18 protein-coding genes are annotated in these 23,096 nt (G+C 73.0%); 8 read left to right on the top strand and 10 right to left on the bottom strand.

What is annotated here, in order from left to right; all coding sequences use genetic code 11:
- Positions 1–53: 53 nt before the first annotated feature.
- Complete coding sequence (locus ACFC1R_RS19980; RefSeq protein WP_375940311.1) at positions 54–2,555, bottom strand: helix-turn-helix domain-containing protein; 2,502 nt, start codon at positions 2,553–2,555, stop codon at positions 54–56.
- 292 nt (positions 2,556–2,847) lie between these two features.
- On the opposite strand from ACFC1R_RS19980, the gene ACFC1R_RS19985 reads away from it, so the two are divergent.
- The gene (locus tag ACFC1R_RS19985) at positions 2,848–5,145 is read left to right on the top strand and encodes a glycoside hydrolase domain-containing protein (RefSeq protein ID WP_375940313.1); all 2,298 of its coding nucleotides are present in this window, start codon (positions 2,848–2,850) and stop codon (positions 5,143–5,145) included.
- A gap of 113 nt (positions 5,146–5,258) precedes the next feature.
- Complete coding sequence (locus tag ACFC1R_RS19990) at positions 5,259–6,755, top strand: hypothetical protein (protein ID WP_375940315.1); 1,497 nt, start codon at positions 5,259–5,261, stop codon at positions 6,753–6,755.
- Between the two features lie 157 nt (positions 6,756–6,912).
- Here the strand turns inward: ACFC1R_RS19990 and ACFC1R_RS19995 are convergent, their stop codons facing one another.
- From ACFC1R_RS19995 to ACFC1R_RS20020, 6 genes are all read right to left on the bottom strand, one after another.
- Positions 6,913–7,587, bottom strand: a complete 675-nt coding sequence (locus tag ACFC1R_RS19995; RefSeq protein WP_375940317.1) for a pyridoxamine 5'-phosphate oxidase family protein — start codon at positions 7,585–7,587, stop codon at positions 6,913–6,915.
- Between the two features lie 371 nt (positions 7,588–7,958).
- Positions 7,959–8,945 carry an Acg family FMN-binding oxidoreductase gene (locus tag ACFC1R_RS20000; protein ID WP_375940318.1) on the bottom strand — a complete coding sequence of 329 codons (987 nt, stop codon included), beginning with the start codon at positions 8,943–8,945 and terminating at the stop codon, positions 7,959–7,961.
- A gap of 22 nt (positions 8,946–8,967) precedes the next feature.
- Complete coding sequence (locus ACFC1R_RS20005; protein ID WP_375940320.1) at positions 8,968–9,249, bottom strand: SHOCT domain-containing protein; 282 nt, start codon at positions 9,247–9,249, stop codon at positions 8,968–8,970.
- Between the two features lie 260 nt (positions 9,250–9,509).
- Positions 9,510–9,947 carry a universal stress protein gene (locus tag ACFC1R_RS20010; protein ID WP_375940322.1) on the bottom strand — a complete coding sequence of 146 codons (438 nt, stop codon included), beginning with the start codon at positions 9,945–9,947 and terminating at the stop codon, positions 9,510–9,512.
- Positions 9,948–10,106: 159 nt separating this feature from the next.
- A complete protein-coding gene (locus ACFC1R_RS20015) occupies positions 10,107–11,951 on the bottom strand; it encodes an ABC transporter ATP-binding protein (RefSeq protein WP_375940324.1) in 1,845 nt (614 codons plus the stop codon).
- A 129-nt stretch (positions 11,952–12,080) separates the two neighbouring features.
- Positions 12,081–12,482 carry a hypothetical protein gene (locus tag ACFC1R_RS20020; RefSeq protein ID WP_375940326.1) on the bottom strand — a complete coding sequence of 134 codons (402 nt, stop codon included), beginning with the start codon at positions 12,480–12,482 and terminating at the stop codon, positions 12,081–12,083.
- A 151-nt stretch (positions 12,483–12,633) separates the two neighbouring features.
- On the opposite strand from ACFC1R_RS20020, the gene ACFC1R_RS20025 reads away from it, so the two are divergent.
- The 3 genes from ACFC1R_RS20025 to ACFC1R_RS20035 all read left to right on the top strand — a co-directional run bounded on the left by ACFC1R_RS20025 (position 12,634) and on the right by ACFC1R_RS20035 (position 16,097).
- Complete coding sequence (locus ACFC1R_RS20025; RefSeq protein ID WP_375940355.1) at positions 12,634–13,893, top strand: SLC13 family permease; 1,260 nt, start codon at positions 12,634–12,636, stop codon at positions 13,891–13,893.
- 180 nt (positions 13,894–14,073) lie between these two features.
- Positions 14,074–14,616, top strand: coding sequence for a histidine phosphatase family protein (locus ACFC1R_RS20030; protein WP_375940328.1), 543 nt, complete (start codon positions 14,074–14,076; stop codon positions 14,614–14,616).
- Positions 14,617–14,777: 161 nt separating this feature from the next.
- The gene (locus tag ACFC1R_RS20035; RefSeq protein WP_375940330.1) at positions 14,778–16,097 is read left to right on the top strand and encodes an aspartate aminotransferase family protein; all 1,320 of its coding nucleotides are present in this window, start codon (positions 14,778–14,780) and stop codon (positions 16,095–16,097) included.
- Positions 16,098–16,248: 151 nt separating this feature from the next.
- Here the strand turns inward: ACFC1R_RS20035 and ACFC1R_RS20040 are convergent, their stop codons facing one another.
- Entirely contained in the window at positions 16,249–17,151 is a 903-nt protein-coding gene (locus ACFC1R_RS20040) for a LysR family transcriptional regulator (protein WP_375940332.1), read from the bottom strand.
- A 73-nt stretch (positions 17,152–17,224) separates the two neighbouring features.
- On the opposite strand from ACFC1R_RS20040, the gene ACFC1R_RS20045 reads away from it, so the two are divergent.
- From ACFC1R_RS20045 to ACFC1R_RS20055, 3 genes are all read left to right on the top strand, one after another.
- Entirely contained in the window at positions 17,225–17,635 is a 411-nt protein-coding gene (locus tag ACFC1R_RS20045; RefSeq protein WP_375940334.1) for a RidA family protein, read from the top strand.
- 397 nt (positions 17,636–18,032) lie between these two features.
- On the top strand, positions 18,033–18,674 hold the full coding sequence (locus ACFC1R_RS20050) for a beta-glucanase (protein WP_375940357.1): 642 nt from the start codon (positions 18,033–18,035) through the stop codon (positions 18,672–18,674).
- 179 nt (positions 18,675–18,853) lie between these two features.
- Positions 18,854–20,479, top strand: a complete 1,626-nt coding sequence (locus tag ACFC1R_RS20055; protein ID WP_375940336.1) for a phosphodiester glycosidase family protein — start codon at positions 18,854–18,856, stop codon at positions 20,477–20,479.
- Positions 20,480–20,644: 165 nt separating this feature from the next.
- Here the strand turns inward: ACFC1R_RS20055 and ACFC1R_RS20060 are convergent, their stop codons facing one another.
- Together ACFC1R_RS20060 and ACFC1R_RS20065 are read right to left on the bottom strand one after the other, a co-directional pair.
- On the bottom strand, positions 20,645–21,943 hold the full coding sequence (locus ACFC1R_RS20060) for a serine hydrolase domain-containing protein (RefSeq protein ID WP_375940338.1): 1,299 nt from the start codon (positions 21,941–21,943) through the stop codon (positions 20,645–20,647).
- A 236-nt stretch (positions 21,944–22,179) separates the two neighbouring features.
- Positions 22,180–23,007, bottom strand: a complete 828-nt coding sequence (locus tag ACFC1R_RS20065; protein ID WP_375940340.1) for an alpha/beta fold hydrolase — start codon at positions 23,005–23,007, stop codon at positions 22,180–22,182.
- Positions 23,008–23,096 lie beyond the last annotated feature (89 nt).

Consider the following 23,096-nt stretch of genomic DNA (forward strand, 5'->3'; position numbering starts at 1 on the left):
GCACCGCTGCCGGTGACGGTGCGGCAGCGGATCCGGGCGCACGGCCGGCCCTCCTAGCGGACGGGGCTGAGGTGGCTCTGGAGCCGCGCATGGCGGAACTGGTAGACGGCTCCGACCTGGCGCAGCACTCCGCGGCGGTAGGCGTCGTCGAGGAAGGCGACCGTCGCCCAGGGGAGCCGTCCGGTCAGGGGCAGCCAGAGGCGGGTGAGGAGCACCCACTGGCCCCAGGCGGTGAACGCCAGGGCGTACGAGAACGCGCCGGCGAGGCCGCCGACGGCACCGATCGCGAACCCGGAGGGCATCGGCCAGCTGAGCGGGCCCAGAAGTCCCTGGCAGAGTCCTGTGACCAGCCGGCCGCCGAGGGCGATCACGAGGGTGAGCAGCGGCACCAGGAGCAGGGTCTGGCGGATCACGGTGCTGCGGTTGACGGCCAGCAGGTCCGCCGGGGTGGCGGCGGAGCCGAGGTCGAGGGGTGTCTCCAGGGTGGCCACGAGCCCGAGCACCAACCCTGCGGCCAGCCCGAAGACGAGCCCGAACACGAGTGAGTTGACGGCCGCTGCCCTGATCACCGGCGCGGCGACCGTCATGTGGCCGGAGAGCAGTTCCACGCCCACCGTGAGCCCGGGTCCGGCCCCCAGTCCCACCACGAAGCCGCCCAGCAGGCCGGCCGAGAACCAGGTGGGGAATCCGCGGGCGGACGCGCCGGCCCGTCGGCCGCGGCCGGGCAGTCGCAGCTGTACGCGTGACGGCTCGAACACCACTCCGCCGATCACGACCATGAGCCCGTAGACCAGCCCGACGGCGAGGCCGACCGCCGGGCCGAACAGCAGCGCGTCCAGCAGGCCGGCGCGCAGCGCGAACGCGGCGCTGCGACCGGCGATCATGTTCAGGGCCGGGAAGACGAGCCAGTCGGAAGCGGCCGTGACCAGGGAACAGGCGAGGACGACGGCGAGGATGCGCGAGGACAGCCGCAGCGAGCCGCACAGTTGCCACCACGCCAGGTCCTGCCGGTCGGGCTGCTGGGGCCGGTCGAGGTGGCCCGCGAGGTAGCCCAGGTAGTGCCGGGCGCGTTGCGGGTCCCACGCGTGGTGGCGGCGCGGACGGCCGGCGCCCGACGGGGTCGGAGTCCGGCGCCGGTAGACGGTCGGCACGAAGCCCGCCAGCAGGTGCTCTTCGAGGGCTTCCGGGGTCGGGAAGCGGACGGTGTCCAGCAGGACGGCCGAATCCTGCCCCGGGGTGTCGCTGTAGACGGTCCTGGCCAGCAGGACCATCAGCGGGGTGCTCAGCACCGTGGCGAGGTTGACGCAGGACCGGCTGTCCGGCTGCCGGCGCAGCCGGTCCAGGACCGGGTCCCACACGGTCGCGGCTCGTCCCGCTCCCTCGCCCGGTGCGGTCGGGCGCGCGGTGCGGGGCAGGTAGTGGAGCAGGTCGTCCGTGGTCAGGTCGGTCAGGTCGATGCCGGCGGCCTTCCTGAGCACGTCGGTCGCGACGGCCTCGGCGAACTGCTCGGTGCGGCTGGTCAGCAGGAGCGGCAGGGATATCGCGTTGAGTTCTTGCAGGGCCGCGCCGTGCAGTCCTCTGGCGATCTCGTCGAACCCGTCGAGCACCGGGAGGATCCAGCCGGCGTCCACCAGTGCGGCGGCCAGGGTCAGGCGGCCGGGGGCGCGCGCGTCGAGGCCGGGGTGGTCGCGCAGCAGCCGTTCGATGAGCCAGTCGCGCAGCGCGGTGACGGTCGGGTCCCACGATCCGATGCTGAAGACGACCGGCACGGGATCGCCGCCGGCCCGCGTGCCCAGGTAGTCGAGGACGAACCGCATCGTCAGGACGGTCTTGCCGGAACCGGCCCGGCCGAGCACCACCAGCCGCCCGGACGGGACGCGCCGGTAGACGTCCGCGATGTCGGCCAGCCCGCCCTCCAGCGACAGCGGGCCGGAGGTGGCTCCCAGGGGAGCACCGCGGATGTTGTCCCAGTGGTCCAGCAGGTCCTCGGGCGCCGCCTTCCACCGCACGGGCAGTGGGAACGGGTCGTGGATCCGGCGCTGTTCCTCCTCGCGTATCCAGCGGCCGTACACGTCGTGTGCCAGTGACTCGGCGGCCTCGGCCAGGGCGCCCCGGGGAGCCGGCGTGCCGGGCCTGACCGGGTCGGGCACCGGCGCGGCCGGGCTCGGCACGGTCGGGCTCGGCGCGGTCGGGCTCGGCACGGTCGGGCGGTCGGGCTCCTCGGAGGCGACCTCGGCGGGCCCGGATGCCTCCGGGGCGGGTACGGACGCGTCCTGGCTGGGTGCGGAGGCGGTGCCGGTGACGTCGGCGGCGCCACCGTTGCCGCGGTGCGCGGCCAGCAGTTCCTGCCAGAGGTCGTCACGGTCCCGCTTCAGGGCGTCGGCCAGGGCGTGGGCGACCTGTTTCACCGTTCCCATCCGGGCGTCGGTGGGCTTGCCGGTCTCCAGCCGGTGGATGGTGCGCACCCCCAGCCGGGACCGCTCGGCCAACTGCTCCTGTGTCAGCCCCGCCTTGAGCCGTAACCCACGGACCAATGCGCCGAACTGGCTGCTCACTTCGAGGCCCCCGCTTCGAACCCGATCCTGCCGGATGTGACAGATCGCTGTCAGATCACTGTACCGGGGCACCCGGCCGTATTTGGCCGGTCCGTGGCCTGGTCCGCCGACCGGCACGAACACCACGATGGGTGCCGACCGCCGCACTCGACGGCACGTCAGCCGACGGCGGACCCCGGGGCGCCTGCCGGGTGCCGCAGTCCGACGGCATCGACCCGTGGCCCGGCCCGCGCACGGGTCGGCTGCCCCGGCGTACCGACCCCCCGCGACGTCCAGACCGAAGGAAGTCCGCATGAAATCAGGGGTACTGGCCAGAACGCTGACGGGCGTACTGGTCCTCCTGTTCGCCGGCCTCGCGGCGGCCGATCCGGCAACCGCGTCCACGGGCAGCGACGGCAAGACCGTCCGGTACCAGGGCGCGAGGTTCCGGGTCCCGGCGTCCTGGCCGGTGATCGACCTGGACCGGGCGCCGGACACCTGCGTGCGGTTCGACCGGCACGCCGTCTACCTGGGCCGCTCCGGCAGCAACCAGAACTGCCCGTCCCACCTGCTGGGACGCAGTGAGGCGATCCTGGTCCAGCCGTCCGGTCCCGGCGCGGCGCCCGACGCCCGGGAGAACCGCGCCTCCCACGAAATCACCGTCACCACAGCGGCGTTCACCGTCACCGCGACCTACGGCACCGACCGGCCGGCCGTGCAGGCGGTCCTCGACAGCGCCGGCCTGCCGAAGCCCGGTCGGACACCGCCGAAGGCCCTCGCCCCGACCGCTCCCGCAGCGGCCTCCGCGGTACGGGCCGCCGCGGTTGGGCGGAGCAGCACCGACTTCAACGGCCAGGGCTTCGATCCGTGCGAGGCTCCGAGCCCGTCCGCCATGGACAGCTGGATGAGGTCCTCGCCCTTCGGTGCCATCGGCATCTACATCGGCGGTGTCAACCGCACCTGCAACCAGCCGAACCTGACCTCCGACTGGGTCGCCCAACAGGCCGCCGCTGGCTGGCACTTCTTCCCGCTGTACGTCGGCTACCAGGCCCCCGGCGCCTGCGGCGGCTGCGCCACGATCCCGTCGGCGTCCCAGGGCGCCGCCGACGCCGACGACGCGATCGCGCAGCTGTCCGCCCTCGGCTTCCCCGCAGGCACCCCGGTCTACCTGGACTCCGAGCAGTACTCGCCGTCGTACTCGAGCACGGTCCTGGGCTACCTGTCCGCCTGGACCACGGAACTGCACGCCCGGGGCTACCTGTCGGGTGTGTACGGCAGTGTCAGCAGCACGATCTCCGACCTCGTCGCCACCTACACCCCGGGGGCGATGCCGGACGTCATCGACTTCGCGTCCTGGCCCGGCAGCGGCAGCACCAGCACCTCGGATCCGGGAATCCCGGACAACGAGTGGGCGGACCACCAGCGGATCCACCAGTACGCCGGCGGCCATGACGAGACCCACGGCGGTGTGACCCTCAACATCGACTCCGACTACCTCGACGTCCGGTCGGCTGCCCCGGGCGGCGGCTGGGACGACTTCGGCGACGGCCGCCAGAACCCGGCGGTCGGCCGGGAGGCGAACGGCGCGATGATCGCCTTCGCGGTCTCCCCGGACCAGCAGGGGCTGTACTACCGCGAGCAGTCGGCGCCGTCCGGCGGCTGGGGCGGGTGGCGGCGGCTCGGCGGTCCGGTCGGCGGCCTGCCGGTCGTCGGCAGGGACCCCGACGGACGTCTGGAGCTGTTCGTCCTGGGCGCCGGCAGGAACACCGTCCTGCACATCTGGCAGACCGCGCCCAACGGCGGCTGGAGCACCTGGGACACCGGCTTCGGCGGGCCCGCGTCCGGTCTGGCGGTCGGTCAGAACGCGGACGGCCGGATGGAGGTGTTCGCCCTCGCACCCGACCACGGCTCGATCTCGCACATCTGGCAGACCGCGCCCAACGGCAGCTGGAGCGCCTGGAACGGCGACGGCAACGGGCCCTTCGGCGGACCGGCCGGCGGCGTCCCGGTGATCGGCCACGAAGCCGACGGCCGCATGGCGGTCTTCGTCCTCGGCCCCGACGGCAACTCCGTCGCGGTCCGCGAACAGGTCGCACCCTCGGCCGGCTGGGGCAACTGGAACGGCTCGTTCGGCGGCGCGGCCAGTGGCCTGACGGTCGGTCAGAACGCGGACGGCCGGATGGAGGTGTTCGCCCTCGCACCCGACCACGGCTCGATCTCGCACATCTGGCAGACCGCGCCCAACGGCAGCTGGAGCGCCTGGAACGGCGACGGCAACGGGCCCTTCGGCGGACCGGCCGGCGGCGTCCCGGTGATCGGCCACGAAGCCGACGGCCGCATGGCGGTCTTCGTCCTCGGCCCCGACGGCAACTCCGTCGCGGTCCGCGAACAGGTCGCACCCTCGGCCGGCTGGGGCAACTGGAACGGTTCGTTCGGCGGCGCGGCCGCGACCGTGAACGTCAGCCACAACGCCGACGGGCGCATGGAGGTGTTCGCCCTCGCACCCGGCGGCGCGAACATCTCGCACATCTGGCAGACCACGCCCAACGGCGGCTGGAGCGCCTGGAACGGCGACGGCACCTTCGGCGGCGCCGCCTGGACCGGCCCGTGACCCGTTCGAGAGGAGCAGTCGAGACCGAGATGTCAACGTCCCCCCGTTCCCGCCCCCGCCCCCGCCCCCTGCGGCGGGCGCCGGGAGAGGCGGCCCGCGTTCTGCTGATGGCCGTGACCCTCCTCCTCGCCCTGGCGGGCACCGGGCTCGCGTCCGCCGGCACCGCGTCCGCCGCCTCGGCCCTCGGCGGCCGGATCACCCGCAGCGAGATCCTCTCCCGGGCCCAGTACTGGGTCGACAACCAGCCGGGCCCCTACGACCAGACCGCCTACTCACCCGGCCCCGGCGGCGACTTCGACTACCGCCGCGACTGCTCGGGCTACGTCTCGATGGCCTGGCACCTGGGCGCCAACGCCTGGACCGGATCGCTGTCGGACACCTACTCGTACGCCATCGCGCGCAGCGACCTGCGCCCCGGCGACATCATGGACAACTACAGCGACCACGTGTTCATCTTCGACCGGTGGCTCGACGCCGACGGCGGCTTCTCCTACTACAGCTTCGGATCGACGCCGGTCCGGCACCTGACGGCCAACATCAACGACTCCTACCTCGACGGGCACCCCAACAGCTCCTACAGCGCCCGCCGTTACGACAACGTCATCGAGGACAGTGCCGCCAAGCCGCATCCGTACCCGTCCGGCCGCGTGGTGTCCGGCCGCGACGCGGACGGCCGGCTGGAGACGTTCGCCGCGGGCCCGGACGGCGTCTGGCACGCCTGGCAGACGGCGGTCAACGGCAACTGGTCGGACTGGGTCAAGGTGGGCGGACCGGCCAACGCCCAGCTGGCGATGGCCCCGAACCAGGACGGCCGGCTGGAGGTGTTCGCGGTGAACGGGGCCGAGTTGGACCACATGTGGCAGAACGCGCCGAACGCCGACTGGTCGGCCTGGGCCGGCCTCGGCGGCGGCGGGTACCGCATCGCAGCCGGCAGCAACGCCGACGGCCGGATCGAGGTGTTCGCCTCCAGCGGCGCCGGCCTGTTCCACACCTGGCAGACCGCACCCAACAGCGCCTTCGCCGGCTGGACCGGGGTCGGTGGGCCGGCCGACTCCAGGCTGCAGATGGAGAACGCGCCCGACGGCCGGCTGGAGGTGTTCGCACTGTCGGACACCACGTTCGGCCACCTGTACCAGACCGCGGTCAACGGCGGCTGGTCGGCGTGGGAGAACTTCGGCGGCGGCGGGCACGGCCTGACGGTCGATCACGACGCCGACGGCCGGATCGAGGTGTTCGCCTCCAACGGCACCGGCCTGTTCCACCGCTGGCAGACCGGCCCCACCACGTGGTCGGACTGGACCGGCACCAACGGCGGCACGGCCGACTCCGAGCTCTCCTCCGCCCGTTCGGCCGACGGCCGGGTCGAGGTGTTCGCCATCAACAGCAGCACTGCCACCCACATCTGGCAGACGGCCGTGAACGGCGACTGGTCGGCACCGGAGACGTTCGGCACCGGCGGCACCGGGATCACCGCGGCCAACGATCAGGACGGCCGGATCGAGGTGTTCGGCACCAGCGCCGCCAGCGTCCACCACAGGTGGCAGACCGGATTCAGCACCTGGTCCGACTGGGCCTGGCTGAACGCCACGGCCGGGCCGTCCATGGCCTGACGATCAGCGCCCGCCGGAGGCGGCCGTCGCGGTCCCGTGCCCTGTGGCGAGGCCGCGAGGCCGCCTTCGGCGCCGCCCCGGTCCGGCGGCGGCCGGACGCGCGGGGGCGGCGCCCGGACGCGCGGGAGCGGGGACAGCGGCGGGGGGCGGCGGCGGCTCACATGGTGCCGATGCGGCGGCCGGTGACCTGTTCGGGCCGGATCCGGATCCACAGCGGGCGGCTGCCACCGGCCCATGGTTCCGTGCCCGGCAGCTGGGCGAGGCGCTGGACGGTCTCGGGGTCGTCGACGTGCTGCGCCGTACCGACGATGAGGACACTCCAGCCCTGGCTCAGGTGGTCGTCGATGTGGTCCGCCTGGAAGGACACCTCGGCGCCGGCCCCGGGGGCCGCTCCGCCCTGTGGATCCGTGCGGTAGACGACCGTTCCGGCGTCGACCGTGTAGTTCACGGGGAACACCGCGGGCCCCGGCCGGACGGGCAGGGCGATCCGGCCGATGCCGTGGGTGCCGAGCTTCTCCCAGCACTCCGGCTCGGTGAGATGGACGAGGACCGGCCGGGGCGCCGCCCCGGTCTGCCCCGGCGGAGCGTCGGTGCGCCCTTCGAGCAGCTCCCGGTACGTCAGGTGAAGTGCCGCGGCGACACGGACGAACCCGCCGGGGTCGAAGCCGGGCCCCACCTCGATCAGATGCCGCAGGTAGCCGGGTGCCATCGCGGCGTTCCTCGCCAACGTATCCTCCGTCAGGCCGAGTTGGGCGCACCGATCGGCGATGCGCCGCGCGATGGCGCCCGGATCGGGCCGCTGTGCGGCGGCGGGCTGGGCGTTGTCGTTCACGGTGGCTTCTCCCTCGGGTGTGCGGTGAGGTGCGGTCGGATGCCGGAAGAGGGCGCCCCTCGGGGGCAGCCTTCGGCGACTGCCTCCAGGGGCACGGTCCGGTCCGGGCGGCCGCGACGACGCCGCAGGCGTCCGGGAGCCCGCCGGGCCCGAAGCGGTGGGTGACCGGCCCCGGCCCGGTCCGCGGCACGTGAACGCCGTCATGTTTCCGACTACTCCCTCGGACGTCGGGCGGGCGGCACGGCCGTGCCCTCGCCCTTCCACGTCAAGGGTTCTCCAGGAAGCCGATGCGCGCCACGGGCCGGGCCCTCGCTCTGCTCCGCCAGCGGGACCCACCCGTCGGGACCCGTGCGATCCGGCGGCCGGGCGCGTCAGCCGCCGTCGACGTCCAGCACCTCGGAGAGCGGCAGCCGGGGGGTCGGCTCACCCTCCGGCCCGTGGCCGAGACGGATCAGGATCTGGACGTACTCCGGGCCCAGGTGCGGATCGCGGGCCTCCCAGCGCAGGTAGGGCCACTCCATGGCCTGGTGCAGCAGGGAGGCCCGGACCCGGTGCACGGTCGCCGTCAGCAGCACGTTCTCCAGCGCCAGCCCGGCGCGCAGCCAGTCCTCCCGCCGGTCGCGCTCGGTGGCGAGCACCGCGACGCACGGCTCGGCCTCGAAGGTTTCGGGGCGCAGGTGCTCGGCGGGCCGGAGGCCGGCGTAGTCCCGCATCGGCATGCGTCCGGAGGTGTCCTGCGGCCCGAGGGAGGAGGCCGGGATGCCGAACGGGCCGCCGGCCGGCCCCTGGATCCAGTTGCGGCTCTCGCTGCGGCGCACGGGGTCGGTGGTGCTGCGGCGCTCGGCCTCGGAGGTGAGGTGGAGCAGCCTCGCCGTCTCCTTCCGGTCGGGGAAGTAGAGCACCGCCTGCTCCGCGTGCGCGGCCTCGACGAGCTCGCCGCGCACCTCGGCGGGGACCGGCGGGCCGCCGAACGGCGTGCGGACGGTGTGCCGGTGCCGGATCGCCTCGTACAGTTCGGCCGTGCCCGGCGGCTGCGCCTGGGACGGCTCCGCCAGTCGGACGGTGGCCAGCAGTTCGGGCTCGGCCGGGTCGGGCAGCAGGCGCACCTCCGGCGCCCAGCCGAGGTGACGGGCAGCGGTGCGGAGGTTGAGCACCGCCGCGCCGACCGAGATGTGCAGGGCCCGTCCGTCGGGGTCGATGGCCGGCAGTGACCGTTCGGGCACGGAACGGACTTCGAGGGTGCCCGTCCCCGAGCGCAGGCGGTAGTGCCAGGGCTGGGTGTTGTGAATGGACGGGGCGGCCACCGCGGCGGCGACGAGCTTCTCCAGTGCGGCGGTGTCCAGGGACATGGCGGCCATGGCGGTCTCCTGGTTGGTCGGGTCAGCCTGCAGTCGGCCCTGATCCGGATCGCAGGACTTCCAGGCGGTGGCGGTACTCGTCCGCGTCGATCTCGCCCCTGGCGAAGCGCTCGGCGAGCAACTGCTCCGGCTCGGGCCGGCCGGGTGGCCGGCTCTGCGGCCAGGCGGTGGGATGCTGCTGCGCCCGGCCGAGGTAGCGGACCAGGGCGACGATCCCGAGGACGATCAGTGCCCAGAAGAGCACCATGCTGATGGCCATCAGGCCGAAACCCCAGCCGTTCGTTCCATGGTCGTACCAGTACATGATCGCGGGCTCCTCGCTTGTACGCGGTGAGGCGGATGCCCTCACACCCATCGTGCGGCCGATCCGGTCTGCGGCGCTTGGGCCGTTCGGCTCCATCTGCCGGTGCGCACGGATTCGGGGCGCCAGCGGCAGCGACGGCGACGGCGACGGCGACGGCGACGGCGACGACAGCGGGATCGGGTGCGGCGGCTCGGTGCGGGGATCCGGTGCCCGGGGACTCCGTCCGGGGCGGGCTCCCGGCCGCACGCGCCCCCGGCCGCTCAGTCCGGGCGGACGATCACCACCGGGCAGGTCGCGTGGAGCGCGCACTGCTGACTCACCGAGCCCAGCATCGCCCGGACGAAGCCGCCCCGGCCGCGGTTGCCCACCACCAGGAGCTCGGCACCGTTCGCCGCTTCGAGCAGCACGGCGGCCGGGTGACCCAGCACCAGACGCCCTTTCAGCTTCACCGGGCAGTCGTCCCCGAGCACTTCGCGCAGCTCGGTGGTGAACATCCGGCGCGCGGCCTCCTCGTCGAGACTGGTGTCGACCACAGGCGCCGACCACCCGTACGCCACCGGGGGCTCCCAGGCACCCACGGCGTCCACGGTCCCGCCGATCAACTCGGCCTGCCGGACGGCCCAGCGCAACGCGGCACCCGACGAAGGCGATCCGTCGACACCCACCACGATGCGGGGGGCCGAGTCGTTCGCGTCCACACTGAACCACCTCACTGCACTCGGGGGCACCTTCCACGCTGCGCTCGCGACGCCGGATCCGCGAGCGGTGTGCCGAGCCGCCCGGGGCGCGGCGGCTGCGGTCCGTCCGGCGGCTGGGCACCGGCCCTCCTCGGACGCGGTTCAGGGGAGGATCTCGGTTCAGGGGAGGATCTCGACGGACTCGCCCGGTGGGCGGTGCAGCCGGTTGAGGTAGGCGTAGGCCGGGCTGCGGGCGAGCAGCTCGTGGTGGGTGCCGTGGGCGGCGACCCGTCCGTGTTCGAGCAGGACGATCTGGTTGGCGTCGCGCACCGTCAGCAGGTTGTGCGAGATGATGATCGTCGTGCGTCCGGCCATCAGCAGACGCAGCGGACCCATGATCCGCCGGGACGACTCGGCGTCCAGTCCCGTGGTGGGTTCGTCGAGGACCAGGACGGGGGCGTCCCGGATCATCGCGCGGGCGATGGCGAGCCGCTGGCGCTGTCCGCCGGAGAGCAGTCGGCCGCGCTGGCCGACCACGGTGTCGTAGCCCTCCGGGAGTCGGCCGATGAAATCGTGGGCGTCCGCCGCCCGCGCCGCGGCGCGGATCTCGGCCTCGCTCGCCCCGGGGCGTCCGTAGGCGATGTTCTCCCGGACGGTGCCGTGGAAGACCAGCGTCTCCTGGAGGACCACCGCGACGTTCTCGCGCAGCTCCGCGAGGGTCAGTTCACGGATGTCGAGCCCGTCGAGCCGTACCGCCCCGTCGACCGGGTCGTAGAAGCGCAGCAGCAGCTTGGCGGCGGTCGACTTGCCCGCACCGCTCGCTCCCACCAGCGCCAGGGTCTCCCCCGGTGCCACCTTGAACGACACACCCGACAGCGCGGGCCGGTCGACCTCCGGATAGCGGAAGCAGACACCGTCGAACTCGACGCCGCCCCGGGCGCGGCCGAGCGTCCGGGGGTGCTCGGACTCGGTCACCTGCGGGCGCTGGTCGAGCAGTTCGATGATCCGCTCGGCCGAGGCGGAGGCGGAGTAGAACGTGTTGCCGAGCCCGGACATGCCCTGGATCGGACCGTAGAGCCTGCTCAGCAGTGCGAGAAAGACCATCAGCCCACCCAGCGAGAGCCGCCCGTGCACGAGCTCCCAGGTTCCGAGGCCCATCACCACCATGCCGCCGGTCAGTTCGATGAAGTCGACGGTCGGTCCGTACAGCGCTCCGATCCGGGTCGAGGCCATCGCCGCGTGGTACCGGCCGACGCTCTCGCGCTGGAACCGGGCGTGCTCCCAGTCCTGCCGGTTGTACGCCTGGACCAGCGCGATGTTGCCGAGCGTCTCCTCGGTGACCGCGCTGATCGATCCGCTGCGCCGCCGGCGTTCCCGGGAGGCGTCCCTGATCAGCCGTGCGAAGCGGCGGGCGGTGAAGAAGAACATCGGCGCGGCGATCAGCGCGACCAGCGTGAGGTCCCAGCGCAGCACGAGCAGCAGGCCGACGTAGATTCCCAGCCGTGCCACCTGGGCGAGGGCGCTGACGATCCCGGAGAGCAGGAAGGTCTCGACCGCGTCGACGTCACCGGTCACCCGGGACAGGACGTCGCCGAGCCGACGGCGTTCGAAGAAGCCCAGCGACAGCCCCTGGATGTGCCGGAACACGTCCGACCGCAGGCTCAGCAGGAAGCGCTCGCTGACCCAGGTGGAGATCACTCTGCCGGAGAAGGCCAGCACACCGGAGATCAGGGTCAATCCCGCGAAGGCAAGGGCGATCGGCGGGAACAGGCTCAGATCGTGCGGAATGAGCATGTCGTCGATCACTATTTTGAACAGCCAGATCTCGGCCGCCTCGACCACCGGACCGGCCACCACCAGAGCCAGCAGCACCGCCAGCCAGCGGCGGCCTCCCCTGGTGTACGGCCAGAAACGCCGGAAGATGTCCCGAAGGGGAACGGGTGGCGCGGCGGCAACCACATCGGACGTGTCGGCGACGGTGAGCAACCGCCGCACGACCGACCGCACGGTGCGTTTCCTCGTCATCTCACACGGTCTTCTCGCTCGTCCCCGAGCCCGATTGTTCTCCACCGCCCGGAACGCCGCCGGAACAGCGATGCCCGGAACAGCAAGGCCGGGCACGAATGCCCGGCCCGCACTCACACAGTCGGATACTCACCAGCACCCGTCTCCACGGCCGTAGCCGCCATAACCGCCGTAGTCTCCGCGACCGTAGCCACCGTGGCCCCAGTCGTCGCCGCCCCAGTCGTCTCCACGGCCGTAGCCGCCATAACCGCCGTAGTCTCCGCGACCGTATCCTCCGCCGTATCCTCCTCCGCCGTATCCGCCGCCGTATCCGCCGCCACCGCCGTAGCCACCGCCACCGTCACGGCCGAACGAGATGAATTGTCCGAGGAATGCCATGATCAAACCTTCTTTCGAAGCCTTCCCCTTCAATCCATACTCATCCTCGACACGGGCGAACACAACCGGAAACAGGAGAAAATATGAAGGTTTAATGACTTTCCCCAAAATGCCCGATTGACCAGATCCTGACACAATCTTGGGGCAGGACACAGCGAGTGGCGAACCGTCACGGCGGGGCACAAGTAACGGCGGCGGAGCGCGAGGAATGGCAGGCCGTCACCCCGCGACCCGGTGACCCACCGACAGCTCCGACCGCTCTGCAAGGATCAACGGGATCCACCGCCGTCCGCAGGGAGCAGTTCTGAGCACCGTCGCCGCCGAGATCCTCTCCGTCGTGCTGCTGCTGGCAGTGCTGACCTTCGCCGTCGCCAGGCCGCGCGGGTGGCCCGAGGCCGCTGCCGCGGTCCCGGCCGCCGCCGTCGTGGTGGCGACCGGCGCGCTCTCCCCCGCCGAGGCCTGGAACCAGACCCGGGAGCTGCTGCCGGTCGTCGGCTTCCTGGCCGCCGTCCTGGTGCTGGCGCAGCTGTGCGCCGACGAAGGGCTGTTCACCGCTGCCGGGGACGCGGTCGCGCGGCTGTGCGGCGGGCAGCCGACCCGCCTGCTGGGCGGTGTCTTCCTGATCGCCGCGCTGATCACCGCGGTACTGAGCCTGGACGCCACCGTCGTCCTGCTGACGCCGGTGGTCTTCGCCACCGCCGCGCGGGTCGGGGTCCGGGCCCGGCCCCACGTGTACGCCTGCGCACACCTGTCGAACTCCGCCTCGCTGCTGCTACCCGTCTCGAACCTCACCAATCTGCTGGCGTTCACCGCCAGCGGCCTGACCTTCACCCGCTTCGCCGCGCTGATGGGCCCGGCCTGGCTGGTGGCGATCGGGATCGAGTACCTGGTCTTCCGCCGGTACTTCCGCGCCGATCTCGCGGTCGCCGCACCGGCCGCACCGGAGGCCGTCGACCGCCCCGAGGTGCCGGTGTTCACCCTCGCGGTACTGACGGCCACTCTGGCCGGGTTCGCGGTGACCTCCTTCGCCGGGGTGAATCCGGCCTGGGCGGCGCTGGCCGGGGCGGTGGTCCTGGGCGTACGGGCGCTGGGGCAGCGGCGCACGACCGTGCCCGGACTCCTCGGCGCGGCCGGTCCGCTGTTCTGCCTGTTCGTCCTCGCGCTCGGCATCGTGGTCAGGGCCGTGGTCGACAACGGCCTGGCCGCCGGAGCCGGTCGTCTCGTGCCGCGCGGGGACGGCCTGCCCGCACTGCTGGCCGTCGCCGCACTGGCCGCCGTCCTGGCCAATCTGATCAACAACCTGCCCGCGATCCTGGCCCTGCTGCCGATCGTCGCCCCCGGCGGGGCCGGGCCCGTGCTGGCCGCGCTGATCGGGGTCAACCTCGGTCCCAACCTCACCTACGTCGGTTCGCTGGCGACCCTGCTCTGGCGGCGTGTGCTGCGCGACCACGGCACCGACCCGACCCTCGGCGACTTCACCCGCCTCGGGCTGCTCACCACGCCGGCCACCGTGCTCGCCGCCACCGTTGCACTGTGGGGGACGCTCACCGCGATCGGCGGGTGACCGTACGCGCACCCGGGCCGGGGCCTGGCCGTGCGGGCCGGCCGGGGCCCAGGATGGGGGTGCGGCCCGGTGCCGTGGTGGCAGCGCGGCGCTGTTCCACGGACCGACGGTTGCACGGATCCACGCCCTGCCGGACCGACGATGAAGGTACGGCACTGTCCACGCGGGAGGTACGGCCCGATGCCGGGACGAGGTGGGAGTGAGCACGGGCCACCACGGCTGCTCGTGCTGCGGCACGGCAAGTCCGCCTGGCCCGCCGATGTGCCGGACGGCGACCGGCCGTTGGCGCCGCGCGGCCGCCGCAACGCGGCCGAGGTCGGCGACCGGCTGTGCGCGCTCGGCCTGCTGCCCGATCTGGTGCTGTGCTCGCCGGCCCGGCGCACCCGCGAGACCTGGGAACTGGTCGCGGCGCGCTGGGCGGCCGCGCCCGCCACGGAGTACGACGGGCGGCTGTACGGCGCGCAGGCCGGGGAACTCGCCGACGTGCTGCGCGCAGTACCCGCAGCGGCACACACCGTGTTGCTGGTCGGACACCAGCCCGCCGTGCAGGAGCTGACGTCGGTGCTCGCAGGTTCGGCAGTCGGTGACAGCCTGGAGCGGGTCCGCGAGAAGTTCCCCACCTGTGCGCTGGCCGTACTGGAACTCGACGCACCCTGGGCCCGGTTGGCGCCGGGGGCGGCCCTGCTGCGGGACTTCACCGTGCCGCGCCACCACCGCGGCTGACCTCCGCACGCTCGACTCCCGCACGCCCGGCTCCCGCACGGCGACTCCCGCACGCTCGGCTCCCGCAAAGACCTCAACATCGGCGGTGTGATGCAGGTAACATCGCGGCACGGCTCGGCGACCGGTCGGTTCGCCTGCCCGAGAGGAGAGCGAGAGCTGACATGTCGGAACTGTTGGAACGGCATCGCGCAGTCCTGCCGGCCTGGCTGGCGCTCTACTACGACAGCCCCCTGGAGATCGTGAGCGGCAGGGGACGCCGCGTTCAGGACGCCGACGGGGTGAGCTACCTCGACTTCTTCGGCGGGATCCTCACGAACATGCTCGGGTACGACATCCCCGAGGTGCGCGAAGCGGTGGAGCGCCGGCTGAGGACGGGGGTCGTCCACACCTCCACGCTCTACCTGATCCGCTCCCAGGTGGAGCTGGCGGAGAAGGTCGCGCGGCTCTCCGGCATCCCGGACGCCAAGGTCTTCTTCACCAACTCCGGTACGGAGGCGAACGAGACGGCCCTGCTGCTGGCCACCCACGCCCGCCGCTCCGACCAGGTGCTCGCGCTGCGCAACAGCTACCACGGCCGCTCGTACGCCGCGACCGCCGTCACCGGGAGCCGGAGCTGGAAGAACTCCTCGCTCTCCCCACTGAACGTGCACTACCTGCACGGCACCGACCGCGAGCGGTTCCCGCAGCTGTCGGACCAGGAGTACGCACGGTTCTGTGTCGAGGACCTGCGCAGCTGCCTCGCCACCGCCACCGCCACCGACGTCGCCTGTCTGCTGGTCGAGCCGATCCAGGGCGTCGGCGGGTTCACGGCCGTGCCCGACGGGCTGCTGCGGGAGTACAAGCAGGTCCTGGACGAGCACGGGATCCTGCTGATCTCGGACGAGGTCCAGACCGGATGGGGGCGCACCGGGGAGACGTTCTGGGGCATCGGCGCCCACGGTGTGACGCCGGACGCCATGACCTTCGCGAAGGGGCTGGGGAACGGCCTGGCGATCGGCGGCGTGGTCGCGCGGGGCGACCTCATGGACGGACTCCCGGCCAACGGCATCTCCACCTTCGGCGGGAACCCGCTGGCGACGGCGGCCGCCAACGCCACCATCGACTACCTGCTGGACCACGAGCTCCAGGCCAACGCCCACCGGATCGGCGGCCGGCTCATCGCGGGCCTGCGCGCGGCGGCCGAGAAGCTCCCGACCGTCGGGGCGGTCCGCGGCAAGGGCCTGATGTTCGCGGTCGACATGGTCGACCCGGAGACCGGACAGCCGAGCCCGGCACTGGCGGCGACCGTGCTGGAGGAGGCCAGGAAGCACCGTCTGCTGATCGGCAAGGGCGGTCTGCACGGCAACGCACTGCGGATGGCGCCGCCGCTCACGCTGACCGACGGCGAGGCCGAGGAGGGGCTTGCCGCGCTGATCGAGGCGCTGGAGACGGTGGACCGCGCCGACCGCACCGACCGCGCCGACCGGACGGACCCGAGGTAGGCGATCCCGGCCTCCCGCACCCGGGCCGATGTGGTCCGGAGACGGGTGGCGCGGTGGCCGACGGTCCGGAGACGGGCGGCGCGGTGGCCTGCGGTCCGGAGACGGGCGGCGCAGTGGCCTGCAGCCCGGAGACGGGCGGCGCAGTGCCGGGTCAACCGGTCCCGAAGCAGTCGTGGGCGACCTCGAGGAAGTGCAGCAGCAGCGGATTCGGGTCGTCACGGCGCCAGCCGATCGCCACCGTGGTCCGTGCGGTGTCCGGTTCGACCCTGCGGTACGCCACACCGCCGAGGCGGATCCGGCGGATGCTCGCGGGCGCGAGCGAGACGCCGAGGCCCGCCTCCACCAGGGCGGCGACCGTCTGCCACTCCACCGCGCGCTGGGCGATCACCGGCTCGAATCCCGCCGCCCGGCAGAGGCCGACGATCCGGTCGTGGACCGTCGGCCCGATGGCGCGCGGCAGCAGCACGAACGGCTCCTTCGCCAACTGCTCGATGCGTACGGCGCGTTGGGCCGTCAGCGGATGGCCGGACGGCAGTACGGCGACGAAGCCCTCGGAGAGGATCACCCGCGTGTCCAGGTCGGGGTCGGCCGGCGGCTCCCGGAGCAGACCGACGTCGATCGCCCCTTCATGCAGGGCGACCACCTGCGGTGCCGTGGTCATCTCCCGGATCTCCAGGTCCACTTGAGGGTACCGCTCACGGTAGCTGCGCAGCAGCGCGGGCAGCACGGTCAGTGCCAGCGAGGCGGCGAAACCGACCCGGAGCCGGCCGGCCGTACCGCTGCCGATCCGTCGGGCGGCGTCCAGTCCGGCGGCGAGCTCGTCGAGTGCGCGGCGCGCCGCCGGCAGCAGCTCCCGGCCGGCCGGGGTCAGGGAGACTCCGCGCGGGCCCCGGGCGAAGAGCGGATGCCCGACCCGTTCCTCCAGCCGCCGGATCTGCTGGCTCAGTGGTGGCTGCGCGATGCCGAGGCGGGCGGCGGCGCGGCCGAAGTGGAGCTCCTCGGCGAGCACCGCGAAGGCGTGCAGCTGGTGGAGCGCGAGCTCGGGGCGGTCCATAGCGCCAGGGATATCACATCGGCAGATCCGAAGTATTGGACGTATGACAGCGGAGCCTCCTAGCGTTCACGGCATGACAGAGCGACGCGCGATCCTGAGCGGTTCGACCTTCGAGGAGCAGATCGGCTACGCCAGGGCCGTGGTGGACGGGGACTGGGTGCACGTCTCCGGCACCACCGGATTCGACTACGGCACCATGACCATCTCCGACGACGTGGTGGAGCAGGCCGAACAGTGCCTGCGCACCATCGGCGCGGCGCTGGCCGAGGCCGACTGCTCCTTCGCCGACGTCGTCCGGGTCCACTACCTGCTGCCCGACCGCGCGGACTTCGAGCCCTGCTGGCCGGTCCTGCGCCGCTGCTTCGGCGAGATCCGGCCTGCCGCCACGATGATGGTCTGCGGCCTGGCCGATCCACGGATGAAGATCGAGATCGAGGTGACGGCGCGGCGGTCGCCCGGGGAGACGGGCAGCGCGGGGCGCTGAGCCGCGCCGGGAGGCCCGGAGGCCGGCCGGAAGGCGGCGACAGGGCGGCCCGGGCCACCGACGGACCGAGGGACCGGTGGCCCGCGCCGACCGGAGCGCAACCGCCCGGCCAACGCCTCGCCGCCGCACCGCCCTCCACCTCACCACCTCCCGTCACAGCCGTTTCGCCGCAGCGCCTGCCCGGCCGTCCGGACCGACGGAGTCCGCATCGACCGCACCGCCACCGGGTACACCACCCACCGTGAATCCCCGAACACGGAAGGTGACAGCCGTGCGAATCTGGCGAAACGTTCAGTCATGGTGGCGGAGTTGGCGGTCCCGGTGGTCCGGACAGGACGGCGCGGGTGACCGGGTCGGGCAGACCGGACCGGACGAGGCCGGGCTCACCACGCACCAAGTGGTGTTCCAGGCCGACTTCGGCTCGGCGCAGCAGTGGGTCGCCGGGCGCTCCAGCGCCTATCCCCGGATGGGCCCGACCAACCGCGGCGACCACAAGCTGGACTACCTGACCAACCGGTACTGCCCCGACGGCCGGTTCACCGCGACGCCGCGCCCCGACGGCCTCTGGGACTGCAACCTGCTGACCACCGAGGGCAGCCCGGAGTCCTTCCAGGTGCGCACCGGCGACACCCTCTGGGCCCAGGTCACCCTGCCCGTCGACCTGGGCGCCTGGCCCGCGATCTGGACCTGGCGCAACGGCGACAACGAGGTGGACGTCTTCGAGTACCACCCGGACAACCCCGGCCTGCTGGAGCTCTCCAACCACGTCCGCAACGGCAACCGCTACTGGACCGACCCCACCGGGGCGGTGGCCCCCGGGGCCACCGTGGACCTGCGGGTGGTGCTCGGTGCGAGCTCGGTCCTCTGGTACGTCGACGACACGCTCGTCTTCGCCGACCGCCGCGGTGTCGGATCGTCCTGGCAGGCGTACCTGATCGTGAACCTCTCGGTGAGCGACGGCACGTACCACCCACGTCCCGGTCCACAGCAGCGGGAGCTCTCCTGGACCTGCCACTCGCTGCAGGTCACCCGGGGGTAGCCGTCCCCCGCGCCGGACCGGACGGGCACGCAGATCCCCGGCGGGACAGGACGTACGGACGGCCGACACCGAACGCTGGTGCGCCGTTCACCCGCACGCGGTGGTGGACGGAACGGCGGGTTGTCAGGCTTCGGTCAGGCCGTGAGAACGGCGTCGGCAGGGGCATCGGAGGGGAAGACATGGCCGTACGGACTCGTCCGCGGGCAGCGGCGCTCGCCGGACTGCTCGCGGTCGTCGCACCGTTCACCATGGGCGCGGCGCAGGCCGACCGGGCGGCGGCCGGCCTGCCGCTGGGGTCCGCGGGACTGCCGGAGACCCGCACCACGCAGGCACTGGCCGACGGGGTGACGCTGACCACGATCGTCCGGGGCCGGGTCGCACCGGGCGACCACTGGACGGTGGACGTGGCGATCCCCACCGGCGAGCTGCCGCCCTCGCCCGATCCCGACGCCCCGGCGTCCGTCCTCGGCACCAGGGCCGGGGCCACCGCCGTCGCGGCCCGGCTGGCGAAGGCGGGCTACCGGCCGTCGGTGGTCGAGGAGAAGAACCCGGCCTACCGGGACCTCCCGGCGGGCTCGCAGGGCTTCACGGTCCGGATCGGCAGCTTCGGCGACCAGGAGGCGGCCAACGCGGCTGCCAGGCAGCTGAAGCCGCTCGGCTTCAAGGGCGTCGGCATGTTCACCGGCGGCGAGCGGACCCAGACCGACGGGCCCTGGGTCCTGCACGAGCTGGTGATCGACCCGCGCCGTTTCGAGGGCCGGATCGAGGAGTCCCACGGCGCCGGCCAGACCGGACGCCGGACCACCTCCCAACTGGCGCTTTCCGGCGGTGCGTTGGCGGCGGTCAACGGCGGGTACTTCGTCATCGACCCGGCCGCCGGCACGCCCGGCCAGTCGATCGGCACCGTGGTCGAACACGGGAAGCTGCTGCACGAGGCGACCAACGGCCGGATCAGCGCCATCCTGCGGGACGGCGGCAGGCGGGTCGAGTTCGCCGAGCTCACCACGGCCGTCGGGCTCCGCCTGCCGAGCGGCGTCCACCCCGTGGCGGGCCTCAACCGCACCCCCGGCCTGATTCCCAACTGCGGCCAGCCCGGCGACCGGCCCAGCACCGCGCCGCTGATGGACGTCACCTGCACCAAGGCGGACGAGATGGTCGTCCTCACCCCCGAGTACGGCTCCGCGCCCCCGGCCGGACCCGGCACCCAGGCGGTCGTCGGCCCCGCCGGTGCCGTGGTGTCGGTCGGCCCGCGCGACGGCAGGCCCGTCCCGGCCGGTGACACGGGCGTGCAGGCGATCGGCACCGAGGCCGCGTGGCTCACCGACAGCCTCCCGGTGGGAGGGCACGTGACCGTGCAGACCTCGGTGACGGACAGCCGGGGGCAGAGGGTTCGGTTCGGCCCGGACGACTCCGCGGTCGGCGGGGGCCCCGAGCTCCTCTCCCGGGGCGTCCCGGACATCCGCCCGGTCGCGGACGGCCTGGTCCACCCCGGCGATCCGTCCTACTTCTACGGCTGGGGCGTCCGCCGCAACCCGCGCACCGCGATCGGCACCGACCGCAACGGCCGGATCATCCTGCTCCAGGCCGACGGCCGCCGCCCCGGCTACAGCCAGGGCCTGTCGCTGGACGAGGAGGCCAAGGTGCTGCGCGCCCTCGGCGCGGTCGACGCGATGAACCTGGACGGCGGCGGTTCCTCGGCCATGTACACCGCCCGCACCGGCCTGGTCGGCCGCCCCTCCGACCCGGGCGGCGAGCGCGCGGTCGGCAGCGCGGTGCTCGTCCTGCCGGCGGCCGCGCGGCGCTGACGGCACCGAGGGCGTCCGCGGCGCGGAAGGCATCGGCGGCGCGGAGGGCATCGGCGGCGCGGAGGGCACCGACGGCACCGAGGGCCGAGCGGTGCGCGGGGGCACGACCACCGGCCGCCACTGCCCCGCGCCCGGGGCAGTGGGCTCACGGCGGTCCGGACGGGATCAGAACCGCAGGAACGCGCCCGGCGCCGCCACAGCCGCTGCGGCGGACGCGGCGGCTTCGGCGGCGGCTGCGGACGCCGTGGTGCCGCAACCGCCGGAGTTCAGCAGGCGGTTGACGGCCTGCGCGCTCGGCCCCGCGTACGCCGGGTCGTACGGGTTGCGGGAGAGGGCGACCTGGCGGTGGCCTTCCGCATCGCCGAGGACGAACGTCAGGAAGCCGGGCGTACTGCCGTTGTGGCCCCAGAGGTCGCCACAGGTGCCCTGGAGCTTCATCAGGCCCAGGCCGTAGTCGAGGCCGGGGCCGGCGGGGACGGTCGTCTTCATCTCCACGAGTTCGGCCGGACGCAGCAGCCGCCCGCCGAGCAGGGCGGCGTTGAACCGGGTGAGATCGGCGGTGGTGGAGATCCCGGCACCGGCCGAGGAGGCGACCGAGGGGTTGAACAGGGTGATGTCCACCGGCCCGGACGGCATCTTCAGGTAGCCGTGCGCGTTCGGCCCGGGGATCGCGGCCGAGTCGGTGGGCATGAAGGTGTGCCGCAGGCCGAGGGGACGGATGATCCGGCGTTCGACCTGGTCCGCCCAGCTGCGGCCGGTGACCTGCTGGATGAGCATCCCGGCCAGCACGTAGTTGGTGTTGGAGTACGACCACTCGGTGCCGGGCGCGAAGCCGGGGGCGTGGGCGGTGGCGATGTCCACCAGTTCCCTCGGCCGATAGGTCTTCCAGCGGCCGGTCCGCAGCCACTGCTGGAGGTCGGCGTCGGTCTTCAGCTCGAACTGCGGGTCCTCGGTGTAGTTGTAGATCCCGCTGGTGTGGTTGAGGAGTTGGCGGACCGTGATGTGCTGCCCGTTCGGGACCACCCCGGGGAGGTAGTGCTCGATCGGGTCGTCCAGGCGCACCTTGTGTTCGGCGACCAGTTGGAGCACCACCGTCGAGACGAAGGTCTTGGTGACGCTGCCGATCCGGAAGGCGCCGTCGGCGTCCACCGGCGCGCCGCTCGCCAGGTCGGAGACCCCCGCCGAGCCCTTCCATGCCGTACGGCCGTCCACCCGGACCGAGGCCAGCGCGGCGGAGCTGCCCCGGTTGGCGACCGTGTCGTCGAGCGCGTCCTGAAGTTCCTTGTCCCAGCCCGACGTTGCCGGTGCTGCGGGCAGCGCCGCCGCCCGCAGCGGTGCGGGGGCGGGGGCCGCCGCGAACGCCGCCGGTACGACCGCCCCGACGGCGGTGGCTCCCGCCATCACCCCGATCGCCACCCGCAGGCCCGCGCGGCGCAGCCCGTTTCCTGACCGTGCCCCAGACATGATCCCTCCCGTTCCCGGCCGGGTTCACCGACCGGCCGTGGCCCGGCCGCTTCAGCTGCGGCGGACCGTCCACCCGGACAGCTCCTGTCTACCCGGCGCACCTGGGCCCCGGCTCCCCCGCAGGACGGAGCCACCCCCGACGTCCGCCGGGGTACTGGCCGAAACCCGCTCAGGGTCGGCCGGGAAGCACCGCCGGGCCGGCACGTGCAGTTGTCGCCGGTCCGCCCGTCGCGCCTTCAGCACCCCCGGAGGTCGAGGGCGGCGACCTCGCGTACGGCATCGGCGATGGCAGGGAAGTCCTTGCGCAGGATCGCACCGTGGTTGCTGGCGACCTTCGCGCTGATCCGGATGTTCGCGTTGCGGTCGGTCACCGCGGCGAGGCTGGTGCGTATCCGTTCCTGTTCGTCGCCGCGGCTTCCGAGGGATGCCCCCGAAGCGACCACGTACCGCACCGGGACGGTGATGCCGTCCAGCACGGGGCCCAGCTCGCGCTCGCGGGAGAGTCTGCCGAGCTCGATGTTGCTGTCCGCCTGCTGTTCGGCGGTCATCCGCGGGGTCAGGCCCGTCGGGCGCAGCAGCGGCGTGAACCAGCCCATCCGCCGGAACAGCTTCCGGATCCGCTGCTCCATGGCCTCGTCGAGCCAGTCGTACGGGTACGCGCCGTCGACCAGGACCGCGCCCAGGGTACGGTCCGGATTCCGGCGGGCCCAGTGCGCCCCGACGAACGCTCCGTAGGACCAGCCCACCAGCAGCGCCCGGTCCACGCCCCTGGCCGCGAGGACGGCATCGACGTCCCGGACGGCGGCCTCGAAGGAGTAGTCGGCCGAACGCTTCGACTTCGTGCCGCGCGCCCGCTCGTCGTAGGTGATGTGCCGCCACCCCGTCCCCAGGTCGGCGACGACCCGCCGCCAGTACCCCTGGGTGGCGAACTGGCCGTTGAGGTAGACCACGGGGATGCCGGGACCGCCGGTGTCGGTGACGGCCAGGGCCGTGTCGTCGACCGGCACCATGCCGGTCCAGTTCGAATCGGTCGAGGACGTGCCGTCCTTCGTCATGTGTTCCATACCCTTCTTCATGGGTTGTTCGGATCATTCGTAAGATCGGGACGCCCAGGGGTGCTGGGCGTGGCTGTCATGTGTTAGCCGATGTTGTG

Source organism: Kitasatospora sp. NPDC056138, from assembly GCF_042264695.1.
Classification (GTDB): Bacteria; Actinomycetota; Actinomycetes; order Streptomycetales; family Streptomycetaceae; genus Kitasatospora.

Excerpts from the sequence above, each read along its gene's own strand:
- ACFC1R_RS19985 (WP_375940313.1), top strand. The coding sequence starts at position 2,848 with ATGAAATCAGGGGTACTGGCCAGAACGCTGACGGGCGTACTGGTCCTC.
- ACFC1R_RS20000 (WP_375940318.1), bottom strand. The coding sequence starts at position 8,945 with ATGGCCGCCATGTCCCTGGACACCGCCGCACTGGAGAAGCTCGTCGCC.
- ACFC1R_RS20005 (WP_375940320.1), bottom strand. The coding sequence starts at position 9,249 with ATGTACTGGTACGACCATGGAACGAACGGCTGGGGTTTCGGCCTGATG.
- ACFC1R_RS20015 (WP_375940324.1), bottom strand. The coding sequence starts at position 11,951 with ATGACGAGGAAACGCACCGTGCGGTCGGTCGTGCGGCGGTTGCTCACC.
- ACFC1R_RS20030 (WP_375940328.1), top strand. The coding sequence starts at position 14,074 with ATGCCGGGACGAGGTGGGAGTGAGCACGGGCCACCACGGCTGCTCGTG.
- ACFC1R_RS20035 (WP_375940330.1), top strand. The coding sequence starts at position 14,778 with ATGTCGGAACTGTTGGAACGGCATCGCGCAGTCCTGCCGGCCTGGCTG.
- ACFC1R_RS20040 (WP_375940332.1), bottom strand. The coding sequence starts at position 17,151 with ATGGACCGCCCCGAGCTCGCGCTCCACCAGCTGCACGCCTTCGCGGTG.
- ACFC1R_RS20045 (WP_375940334.1), top strand. The coding sequence starts at position 17,225 with ATGACAGAGCGACGCGCGATCCTGAGCGGTTCGACCTTCGAGGAGCAG.
- ACFC1R_RS20055 (WP_375940336.1), top strand. The coding sequence starts at position 18,854 with ATGGCCGTACGGACTCGTCCGCGGGCAGCGGCGCTCGCCGGACTGCTC.
- ACFC1R_RS20060 (WP_375940338.1), bottom strand. The coding sequence starts at position 21,943 with ATGTCTGGGGCACGGTCAGGAAACGGGCTGCGCCGCGCGGGCCTGCGG.
- ACFC1R_RS20065 (WP_375940340.1), bottom strand. The coding sequence starts at position 23,007 with ATGGAACACATGACGAAGGACGGCACGTCCTCGACCGATTCGAACTGG.